The organism is Pseudoalteromonas sp. MMG013 (genome assembly GCF_018100885.1).
In the GTDB taxonomy this organism is placed as follows: domain Bacteria; phylum Pseudomonadota; class Gammaproteobacteria; order Enterobacterales; family Alteromonadaceae; genus Pseudoalteromonas; species Pseudoalteromonas aurantia.
On record NZ_JAGJEE010000047.1, the window covers coordinates 21,623 to 33,046 of the forward strand.

Here is an 11,424-nt window from a genome sequence, read left to right on the forward strand (position 1 = left end):
TGGGAATGATAAACTAGTAGCTTAGTAATTTATTTGTGTAACATCATGAGCTTTAGACTTTTACCTGAATGGGCACCGCAAGATGCAATTATGTTGACGTGGCCTCATAAAAACACTGACTGGGTTAATATATTATCAGATGTAGAACCTGTCTATGTCACTTTATGTCAACAGATTTCCCAAGTACAGAAAATACTGATCGTGGCCCACACACCGGCGCTAAAACAACATATCACAACACTACTGAATAATGCGTCAATCGACTTAGGTAACATTGTGTTTGTTATCGCCCCCTGCAATGATACTTGGGCTCGTGACCATGGTCCCATTACTGTGGCCAATAAACAAGGGAAGTTAAAGGTAAAAGATTTTACCTTCAATGGCTGGGGGAACAAGTATGAAGCGCAGCTAGACAACAAGCTCAATACTGCGATTGCGACACAAGCTATGAGTGAACACATTCAGTTTGATAGCATCAATTTCGTACTTGAAGGTGGTGGCATTGAAATAAATGAACATGGCACCTTACTGACAACCTCTGCTTGCTTATTAAACCCAAATAGAAACCCTGAATTTAGCAAAGAGCAAGTTGAATATACACTGTCACAAGAATTAGGCGCAGAGGCCTTCTTATGGGTTGAACATGGGTATTTAGCAGGTGATGATACGGATAGCCATATTGATACGTTAGTACGATTTGCGCCAAATAATACGATAGTATACGTAACATGTGATGATATTAATGATGAGCATTATGTTGAATTGGCGAACATGCAGCGTCAATTGGCGTCATTTACAACCCCTTCCGGAAGTAAGTATAATATAGTACCCTTACCATGGCCAAAAGCGATATATAATGATGAGAAAGAACGCTTGCCGGCAACCTACGCCAATTACCTCATTCTAAATAATACCGTTTTGGTCCCTATTTATGGCGATGACAATGATAGTTTAGCGATCTCTCAAATCCAATCAGCTTATCCCCAGCATACAGTTATAGGCATTGATTGTTTACCTATTATTCATCAATTTGGTAGCTTGCACTGCATTACAATGCAATTACCACGTGGCTTTTTACAACAGGAATAGACTATGAGTACTCACGCCTTAAACGTCGGCATTGTACAACACAGCAACAGTGATGACCTTGCACAAAACGTATTAATAACTGAACAGGGGATCAGAGATGCTGCAAAACAAGGGGCAAAACTGGTTATATTACAAGAATTACATCGCAGCTTATATTTTTGCCAAACAGAAAATACAGACTTATTTGACCTAGCAGAAACGATCCCAGGTCCCAGCACACTTTATTTCGGTAAACTAGCACAAGAGCTCAACATAGTGATTGTAACTTCTCTATTCGAAAAAAGAGCAACTGGTCTGTATCATAACACCGCGGTTGTTATTGAAAGTGATGGCTCTATTGCGGGTAAGTATCGCAAAATGCATATTCCTGATGATCCCGGTTTTTATGAAAAGTTCTATTTTACACCTGGCGATATGGGTTTCACACCGATTGATACATCCGTGGGTAAATTAGGTGTGCTAATATGCTGGGATCAATGGTTTCCTGAAGGTGCTAGGTTAATGGCCATGGCCGGTGCAGAATTACTGATTTATCCAACCGCGATTGGTTGGGACCCTCGAGATGATAAAGACGAACAAATTCGCCAGCGTGACGCTTGGATAATTTCACAACGCGCCCACGCTATTGCCAATGGTATTCCTGTGATCAGTGTAAACCGAGTTGGCCATGAACATGACCCAAGTGGGCAAAGTGATGGAATAACGTTTTGGGGTAACTCTTTTGTGGCAGGCCCCCAAGGCGAAATGTTACTGCATGCCAGTGAAGATAAAGAACAAGTATCGGTTGTTAAAGTTGATCAGGCACAAAGTGAATCCGTTAGACGCATTTGGCCGTATTTACGCGATAGACGAATTGATCACTATCAAGACCTTTGCAAGATTTATCGTGACTAAAACAATTAGAAAAACAGATTAGGAGTACTCAATGGCGTCTGCGCATTGGAGCGAATTACCTTGGATTAAAAACTCAAAGGATAAAATACACTGGGGTCAACTAAGTGGCAGCGGTTTAACTATCGCATTAAGCGAAGGAATAAGAAACAACCCAGAGTTGGTTGTTATCGTAACCCCAGATACTCCCTCAGCCTTGCGCCTTGAAACTGAGTTAGACTATTTGTTACCCGATTTACCCGTGATGGTTTTTCCTGACTGGGAAACTCTTCCTTATGATCACTTTTCGCCACATCAAGATATAATATCACAACGATTAGCCACACTTAACGCCCTGAAAAAGCAGAAACAAAGCGTGCTCATTGTGCCTGTAGCCACTTTAATGTTACGTACTGCCCCACCGGCATTCATTTATGGCAATGCACTCCAATTTAAGGTCGGTGATACGGTAGATGCGCAACAACTTAAAAATGCGTTAACAGAAACTGGTTATCGGCATGTTCAGCAGGTAATGGAGCATGGCGAGTTCGCGGTAAGGGGCTCGATAGTGGATCTTTTTCCTATGGGGAGCCCTACTCCGTTTAGGTTTGATTTCTTTGATGACGATATAGACAGCATACGTCTTTTCGATATAGAGACCCAACGCTCTAGCGATAAAGTAGAAAACATTGATTTACTGCCAGCGCACGAGTTTCCAACCAACGATGAAGATATCGAACGGTTTCGAGTAGGATACCGGAATGCATTTGGTGCAAGTGCCGAGCAAGATTCTATTTATATGCAAGTGACTAAAGGTAACTGGCCATCAGGCATTGAATATTATTTGCCTCTTTTTTACGATCAGTTAGCAACCATCTTTGATTATTTACCAGAGAACGCCACTATTGTTCATTTAGGTGATATTGAACATGCTGCTGATGAGTTTTGGCTTGATGTGTATAAACGTTATGAAAACCGCAAAGTGGATCCACTCAGGCCTTTGCTTGAACCAGCGATGTTGTATCAACCTGTAGAAGAACTGTTTAAAAACTTTAACAGCCATCCTAGGATCCGGCTAAGCGAAGCAAAACTTGGTACAAAAGCAGGTCATACGAACCTCAGCGCAAAACCGATTAAAGATGTGCGTATTGACCACAAACAGACGGATCCATACGCACAGTTATTGAAGTTTGTTACTGCTCAGAAAAAACAAAAATCACGTATTGTGTTCAGCGTTGAAACCGATGGCCGACGTGAATCATTACTCACGCTACTAAAACCGACGGGGTTAAAACTTAAAGAGTTTGATAATTTTCAAAAATTCTTATCTGCAAAAAGTGATGTTGGGCTAGTTGTAAGTCCATTAGAGCAAAGTGTTTACCTCTCTGGAGAGCCCAGCTTAAGCATCATTACAGAACAAGAGTTGTTAGGCGTTAAAGTCTCACAACGTCGCCGTCGTAAGCATAAGTACGAGCAAGGCCAAGATTCCCTTATTCGTAATTTAGCAGAATTAAAAGAAGGTCAACCCATCGTTCACCTCGATCACGGTGTAGGCCGTTATCTCGGTTTGCAAACCATTGATGCAGCCGGTGTCGCGACAGAATTTGTGACCATTATTTATGCGAATGAAGCAAAACTCTATGTACCTGTTTCAGCGCTGCATATGCTTAGTCGATATTCCGGAGGAGAAGAAGCAAGCGCCCCACTTCATAAATTAGGCTCTGATGTCTGGGAAAAAGCCAAACGTCGAGCGGCCGAGAAAGTCCGAGATGTTGCAGCAGAGTTGCTCGATATATACGCTAAACGACAAAGTAAACCTGGTTTTTCCTTCAAAATCGATGGTGCTGCATATCGGGAATTTAGTGACAGTTTTCCTTTTGAAGAAACCGATGACCAGCGCAATGCCATTGAAGCTGTGTTGGCTGACATGCAGTCTAATCTCGCGATGGATAGATTAGTGTGTGGTGATGTCGGCTTTGGAAAAACGGAAGTCGCCATGCGCGGTGCTTTTGCGGCAGTCAATGACAATAAACAAGTGGCTGTTTTAGTACCCACTACCCTGCTCGCCCAACAGCATTTTGAGAATTTTAAAGACCGATTTGCTGACCTGCCAATAGAGGTTGGGGTTTTGTCTCGTTTCAACAGCACCAAAGATCAAAAGTCTACATTAACAAAGCTTAAAGACGGCACCATTGATATCGTTATTGGAACCCATAAGCTTATACAAGAGAGTATTAAGTTTAATGACTTAGGCTTATTGGTTGTTGATGAGGAACATCGTTTTGGTGTTAGGCAAAAAGAAAAAATTAAGCAGTTGCGTGCCGATGTCGATATTTTAACACTCACAGCCACGCCTATTCCACGGACACTTAATATGGCAATGAGTGGAATGCGAGACTTATCAATTATTGCCACCCCGCCAGCGAAACGTTTAGCAGTTAAAACATTTGTTAAAGAACGCAATGATGAGTTGATCCGAGAAGCAATTTTGCGTGAGATTAAACGCGGGGGACAAGTCTACTTCTTGCACAACAATGTTGAAACCATCGACAAAACAGCTTCGGATATTGCAGCCTTAGTACCTGAAGCAAGTATTGCCATTGCACATGGACAAATGCGCGAACGAGAGCTTGAGCAGCTTATGGGAGATTTTTATCACCAAAAGCATAACGTCCTCGTCTGTACCACCATTATTGAAACAGGTATTGATATTCCTTCGGCAAATACCATTATCATGGATCGTGCCGACAAGCTTGGACTTGCGCAATTACACCAGTTACGCGGCCGTGTTGGGCGTAGTCATCATCAAGCCTATGCTTACTTATTGACGCGAAATACCCAAACATTGACTAAAGATGCTGTTAAACGTTTACAGGCAATCGAGTCTCTTGAAGTTTTGGGGGCCGGTTTTGCGCTTGCCACACATGACTTAGAGATCCGTGGCGCAGGTGAGTTATTAGGTGACGACCAAAGTGGTCAAATTCAATCCGTTGGCTTCACACTTTATATGGAAATGCTGGAACAAGCGGTACAAGCATTAAAAGATGGCAAAGAGCCAACACTTGAAAATTTACTGCAAAAACAGTCTGACGTTGATTTAAAAGTCCCGGCGTTACTGCCGGATGATTATATTCCAGATGTGAACATTCGTTTGAGTATGTATAAACGTATTGCGAGTGCAACAGACTTAGATGAGTTAGATGAACTGCAAGTCGAACTCATTGACCGATTCAGTTTGTTACCTGATGCCGCTAAAAACCTATTCGCCATACAGGCTCTCAAGCTAAAAGCAAGCAATTTAGGGATAAGTAAGGTCGAGGCAAACATAAAAGGCGGGTACTTTGAATTTAGTACCTCGACAAAGGTTAACCCAACGTTCATTATAGGTTTGATACAAAGCAACCCCTCTATTTATAAAATGGAAGGTGCAAGTAAGTTACGTTTTGCAATCGAAGAAAAGAATGGGCAAGAAAGAGTGAAGTTAATCAATGCTATGATGGATGATTTTGACAAAAAGGCGCTGGCATAAATGCACTTAGTAAAAACAATGATCATATTGTTGGCTGCCATAAGTGCTTTCGATGTTCATGCAGTACGATGGTTTGAAATCGAAATGATAGCATTTGAACAAAAAGCATCTCCTCTCTTACGAGAAGATTTCAGTTTAGAGCATGCTGAGATCAAAGGTAACCGCAAACGAGATTTACTCACTGATGGCTACAATGCGCAAGGACAGCAACACTGCTTAAACGGCGATAGCTTTTTTGACCCTCGGCCACTGAGTGTAAAGTTAACCAGCAAGAATGCGTCATGGCTTTGTACGGACAGCGCCGATTACATGTCTAAATATGATACTTTGCCACTAACGCCTTTCGCACCCGCTCAACAGCATATGGATAATATTTATCTACTTGCTAAAGAGCAGCTACAATTTGACAATACGGTAAATAAGCTCAAGCGCAAAGGTTTAAAACCAATCTTGCATACTGGCTGGCGTTTTCCTGAGCAAAGTAAACGACGCGCACCTTTTATCAAGGTATTTGCGGGCAAGCGTTTTCCTATGCCCGTTAGCTACCATATTGCCGACACTGTCACTGAGCAAGGTTATGTGAGCTTATTATCCAAAAAACCACAAGCTATGCCCTCTGAACACGCTGACAACTGGCAAATTGAAGGTTTAGTAAAAATACATGTCCGACACTACCTATACGTAACAACCGATTTAGATATACGTTACGAAATAGAAACTGGCGACACACAAATTGCACGTATGTCTCAGTACACACGGGTTTATAGTGGTGATATGCATTATCTGGATCACCCAAAACTTGGCATAATATTTCAAATTAGAAAATACCAACACTAATAATGGGGAAAAACATGAAACAATTTCTTATCATTGCGGGATTACTCTCGCTTGCCGGATGCTCTAAAGTTTCGCTTGAAAACTACAATAAAATAGAAGTTGGAATGGACAAAACAGAATTAGAACAAGTTTTAGGTACTGCTGATAACTGTGAAGAAAAAACACTGCATACAAATTGTACATGGGGTGACGAAACACAGTATATTAAGGTTACCTTAGTAACCGATAAAGTCACTCTTTACACAAAAAAAGGGCTTGAGTAGTTTCTCCTCTAACTTGAGTTCACCTACAAAGTTAGGTGAGTTCACCAGAATTTCTTTGTTTATTTAAACATACAATTTAGCAGTTGGCCATGGTGATCAAATTACGCCATGGCTTTTTAAAACGGCTGCATTACTTCATTCCCTGGGTATTCCTTCAGACCTACGGCATATCAAAAGATCAATAACGCAAGAATAAGTCGTTATTTATCTACCAAAATTAATGTATGTCATGCTAAGGCTTTTTGGCCAAAGTAACCGCTAATTTCTGACTCCTTTATAAAATACCGACTATTTTAGGCCATTTTTTGACCTCATCATTTTTTACGTTAAAGTTAATAACGTCAATGCTTTGGATCAGAGCGAATGCGCTATTTGCTAGGAAATATGTAGATGGATATTCTAATTATCGATGATGATTGTGTAGATAGAAAGATTATTAAAAAATCATTGTGTGCGTCAACCTCTAACGATCATCACATAGTGGAAGCAAGCTCTGTATTGCAAGGCATTAAAGCCATTAAAAACCGTAGCTTCGATGTCATCATCTTAGACTACCGTATGCCAGATGTTAATGGGCTAGAATTGCTTATCGATCTCCGTTCGAAACCCGACTTGGGCGACACAGCCATTATTATGGCGAGTGGCTCTGAAGAATCACACCTTTCACTGGCATGTATTGAAGCCGGCGCTCAAGATTTTATTTCAAAGCAAGACATCAACCGAGAAAGATTAGATAAAGCACTCCAGCAAGCTAAAACACGCTTTCAAATGGAACAAAAAAAGCATGCTAGCTACCTGCAAGTAAAAGAAATGGCAGAAAAAGATGCGTTAACAGGGCTATCAAACCGTTATCATTTCGACGAGATGATTTCTGTTTTAATCGCAAATAGCAAACGAAATAAGCAAAGTATCGCGTTGCTTAGTCTCGATTTAGACAGCTTCAAAATAATTAATGATACATTAGGCCACAGCGCAGGAGACGCAATATTAAAAGAAGTAGTTAACCGTATCTCGTCATGCTTAAGAAGTAATGAGGGGTTTGCCCGAGTTGGTGGTGATGAGTTCGCCATCGTTATAGGCGGCATTCAAGCCATATCAATTATCAGTGTTATCACAAATCGAATTTGTGATGTGTTTAAATCCCCATTTAAAGTAGAAAACCATGAGGTGTATTGTGGCGTAAGTATTGGCGTTGCTTTATTTCCAACAGATGCATGTAACGCCCAAGAGTTGATGAAATGTGCTGACATTGCAATGTATCGAGCAAAACAAAGCGAAGATAATAACATTTGTTATTTCAAGAGCGAATATCAACAAACGTTTCATAGGCGTTTTAGTATTCAAAATAGCATGAGCACACTGTTGGATAGCTCTAGCTTCACGCTTGTATATCAGCCTGTTTTTTCTACTATCACATCAGAATTAACCAGTATAGAAGCGTTGATACGCTGGCCAAAATCCGAGACTATATACACTCCTGATGAATTTATACCTATTGCCGAAGAGTCAGGAATTATGGTTGAGCTCGGGCAATGGATAATAAAAACAGCGATAGCACAATTATCAGTATGGCACCATAAATTTAGCCAGAAGTTAGCACTCTCGATCAATATTTCCCCCTTACAACTTAGAGACGCTGGGTTTACTGAATTTCTTGTAAATACCTGTCAAAAATCAAGTATTCATAATCAATATGTGACACTGGAAATTACTGAACCGACCCTTTTCAAAAAAAATGAGGTGATTACGCACACGTTAAAACACCTCTGCGAACTCGGCTTCAACCTAGCACTTGATGGTTTTGGGTTGGGGCTTACTTCCATTAATCTCCTTACAACTTCCCCTATTAGTATTGTTAAATTAGATAAAAGTATGCTGACTCTCAATCCGTGTACACATTTCAGTATGCTCAAAGCACTATCACTCATGCTCAATACTTTGGAGTATTCCATTGTCGCAAAAGGCGTAGAAACACAGCAGCAATTAGATCAATGCGCTGAGCTGAGCTTGGCCGGAGTTCAAGGCTTTTTATTAGCAAAGCCAATGTCCACAGAGCATTTAGAAAAACGCTTGGAATACCTGCTCGATACAGTTTAGTGCTTGCAACCTAAATAACCCTTATCGACATAAATTTGAGAGTGCCAGTTATGATACGTTACACATGGTTAATTACCGCCTTAAGTATTTCTATTTATAGCAATGTACCCAAAGCGAAAGAAGCGCCGCTTGATGTTAAGAGTTACTATGGCCACTATGACACAAAAAATAAGGTTGCTGGAAAACCTTCTCCAAGCTTATCAAAAGCCATTATTGAAAAATGGAAGTCACCAGTTCAAGCGAACGCACCGTACAACCTAGCAATATTGTTTCCTCATTTGAAAGACCCATTTTGGGTTGCCGTAAATTATGGGGTATTTAAACAAGCTGAAAAGTTTGGAATTGGCGCAGAGTTATTTTTAGCCGGTGGCTATCGTAACCTTGGCCGTCAAGTCATTCAGCTAGAAAACGTATTGAAACATAAAGACGCTTACGATGGTGTCATTATTGGTGCGGTACAGTTTAAGAAAAGCAAGTTAGAAGACATATACAAAAAGCTAACCGCTGCAGGCATGCCCATAGTCTCCGTGATTAACGATAGCTTTACCCCTACTATTAATGCTAAATCTCTGGTTTCATGGGAAGAGCTAGGCTTTCAAGCCGGTAAGTACCTAATAGAACATGCAAAACAAAAAAGCGTCAAAGTCTTAGTGATGCCTGGACCTAAGGGTACAGGTTGGGCACCTGACAGTTTAAATGGATTCAACAAAGCATTGGCACAAGCAAGTGATCAACACAACGCTAAAGTGCTTCCGGCAATTTGGGGCATACAGGAGATAAAACCCAACGGCATTTACTTAACTTTATTCTAGAAAAACATGACAAAATTGACTATTTAGTAGCTAACGCAATAGCCGTTAATGCCATGGTGACCAAGGGACCCAATGGTGAACCTGCGCCGATTGAAACGTTCAAGAATAAGCATCCTGAGATAAAAATAATTTCAACTTATATTATTCAAGATGTTTTTGATCATATCACCGCAGGAAGAGTGTTGGCATCGTCAACTGACTTAATGAAACAACAAGGTCAAATTGCAATAGACATGATGATAAAGCTATTAAACGGCGACCAGGTAGGTAGTAAAGAAAGTAACTTCCCATTTCGTGCCGGACCAATCGTCCCTATAATTTCTCAGGACAACATTCAACAATGGCCATATGAATACTTATTTGGTGAGAGAGAATTTAAAGCAATTCATGTACTCTCTATCAATCAACCTGTTTTGTTACAGCAGCGGAGTACAAATGAAAGCTAATACAAAATGGAAAGATACGCTGGCAGCTAAATTACTAGTAAAGGTTTTTCAATATTACATTTTTATAACCGTCATTGTGACGCTCGCACATATGTCTATGGACTTTTCATTTACAAAAGATATTGTTGAAGATGATTTAAAAGTTTTTCATACATCTTTTGAACCAGGGTTAAGTGTTGCACTTTGGAATCAGGAAGATGACGCATTACAAAGTAGTCTGCTTGCGATATATCATGTTCCCCAAATAGAAGGTGCAAAAATTATTGATGAGAATGGTAACTTTGTTACTGCAATTGGTTATGTCAAAAACGAACACGGTCAAGTGACTTATTATGATCCGAATACGTTGTCACATAATGAGTCGATAAGTGGTGGCTCACAAAGCTTATTTTCATATTCAAATAATATCCATCATCAAGAAGATAATATTTAATCGGTAATTTGATCCTCTATTCATCCGATAACATTGTGTTTTCTCAGGTACAGTACGGATATATATTTATCGTTATAAACTCAATAATAAAAACTCTCGCACTGTGGTTGATAGTTTTGTGGCAAAGTAAGCCACTGATATATGACCCCCTTAATCAAATATCCAACAGGCTTAAATCAGAACGCCCTGATACCTTATCAGACCTTCACTTTGACATCTCAAAAAAAGAAAATGGTGAGTTATTATTATTAAAAAACGCGCTGAATAAAATTTTCAAAATGTTAGCGCTATCAATTAAGGAAAGAGACACAGCTCTTAATAAAGCGACTCAACGCAACGAAGAACTATCACAATTTTCATATCGAACGTCACATGATTTAAAAGCACCTTTAGTAACAGTTAGGCGGCTGTCACACATCATAATTGAAGATGTTAATAGCGGAGATTATGAAGAAGTTGAATTGAACGCAAACAGAATAGCAACACATGTATCACGACTGGAAAACTTAGTCACCGATATTCTAAACTTAGCTCGTGCGGATTTAGAAATCACAGAGCATGAAACGGTCGTTCTTTCTCAGGTACTTACCGATGTAAAAGAAACTCTATCAAGTGTTTACATCGAAGGTGGTGTTCAAATAATAGACGATATTAACCCAAAGTTGCGATTGTATGTACCCAGAGCTCGCATTAACCAAATACTTGAGAATTTACTTTCAAATGCTTTGAAGTATAAGGACCCTTGTAAGTCAAAGTGTTATGTGAAAGTTTCCGCACAAAACACCGGTAATGAAGTCTTGGTGGTCATTGAAGATAATGGTGTTGGGATCCCACTGAAATATCAAACCCAAGTATTTCAAATGTTTCGGCGTTTCCACCCCGAAGTATCATTTGGTAGTGGTCTAGGTATGTATATTGTTAAAAAACATATAGATAATTTATCTGCAAATATTAATTTTACGAGCTCTGAAAAAGGAACTCGTTTCGAACTAACCTTTAAAAATTGAGTGATATATTGTGAAAAAAGTGTCGGTTATGATTATTGATG

Annotated in this window: 10 protein-coding genes; all 10 read left to right on the forward strand. The window is 40.0% G+C overall.

Annotated elements, in window-relative coordinates:
- Nucleotides 1-45: 45 nt before the first annotated feature.
- The 10 genes from J8L98_RS23575 (at nucleotide 46) to J8L98_RS23620 (ending at nucleotide 11,383) form a co-directional block, all read left to right on the forward strand.
- Nucleotides 46-1,089, forward strand: coding sequence for an agmatine deiminase family protein (locus tag J8L98_RS23575; RefSeq protein ID WP_210998494.1), 1,044 nt, complete (start codon nucleotides 46-48; stop codon nucleotides 1,087-1,089).
- Between the two features lie 3 nt (nucleotides 1,090-1,092).
- On the forward strand, nucleotides 1,093-1,983 hold the full coding sequence (locus J8L98_RS23580; RefSeq protein ID WP_210998495.1) for a carbon-nitrogen hydrolase: 891 nt from the start codon (nucleotides 1,093-1,095) through the stop codon (nucleotides 1,981-1,983).
- A 31-nt stretch (nucleotides 1,984-2,014) separates the two neighbouring features.
- Entirely contained in the window at nucleotides 2,015-5,488 is a 3,474-nt protein-coding gene (gene mfd / locus J8L98_RS23585) for a transcription-repair coupling factor (protein WP_210998496.1), read from the forward strand.
- Nucleotides 5,489-6,325, forward strand: coding sequence for a CsiV family protein (locus J8L98_RS23590; protein ID WP_210998497.1), 837 nt, complete (start codon nucleotides 5,489-5,491; stop codon nucleotides 6,323-6,325).
- Nucleotides 6,326-6,339: 14 nt separating this feature from the next.
- Entirely contained in the window at nucleotides 6,340-6,588 is a 249-nt protein-coding gene (locus J8L98_RS23595) for a DUF3862 domain-containing protein (protein ID WP_192507592.1), read from the forward strand.
- 390 nt (nucleotides 6,589-6,978) lie between these two features.
- Nucleotides 6,979-8,685, forward strand: a complete 1,707-nt coding sequence (locus tag J8L98_RS23600) for a GGDEF domain-containing response regulator (protein ID WP_210998498.1) — start codon at nucleotides 6,979-6,981, stop codon at nucleotides 8,683-8,685.
- Between the two features lie 50 nt (nucleotides 8,686-8,735).
- The gene (locus J8L98_RS23605) at nucleotides 8,736-9,497 is read left to right on the forward strand and encodes a substrate-binding domain-containing protein (RefSeq protein ID WP_210998499.1); all 762 of its coding nucleotides are present in this window, start codon (nucleotides 8,736-8,738) and stop codon (nucleotides 9,495-9,497) included.
- Nucleotides 9,446-9,943 (forward strand): hypothetical protein, encoded by a 498-nt coding sequence (locus tag J8L98_RS23610; protein ID WP_210998500.1) that lies wholly within the window; start codon nucleotides 9,446-9,448, stop codon nucleotides 9,941-9,943. Before J8L98_RS23605 ends, J8L98_RS23610 begins: the two co-directional genes overlap by 52 nt.
- Entirely contained in the window at nucleotides 9,933-10,376 is a 444-nt protein-coding gene (locus J8L98_RS23615; RefSeq protein ID WP_210998501.1) for a hypothetical protein, read from the forward strand. The genes J8L98_RS23610 and J8L98_RS23615 overlap by 11 nt, the downstream gene beginning before the upstream one ends.
- 116 nt (nucleotides 10,377-10,492) lie before the next feature.
- Complete coding sequence (locus tag J8L98_RS23620; protein WP_210998502.1) at nucleotides 10,493-11,383, forward strand: HAMP domain-containing sensor histidine kinase; 891 nt, start codon at nucleotides 10,493-10,495, stop codon at nucleotides 11,381-11,383.
- Nucleotides 11,384-11,424: the final 41 nt, after the last annotated feature.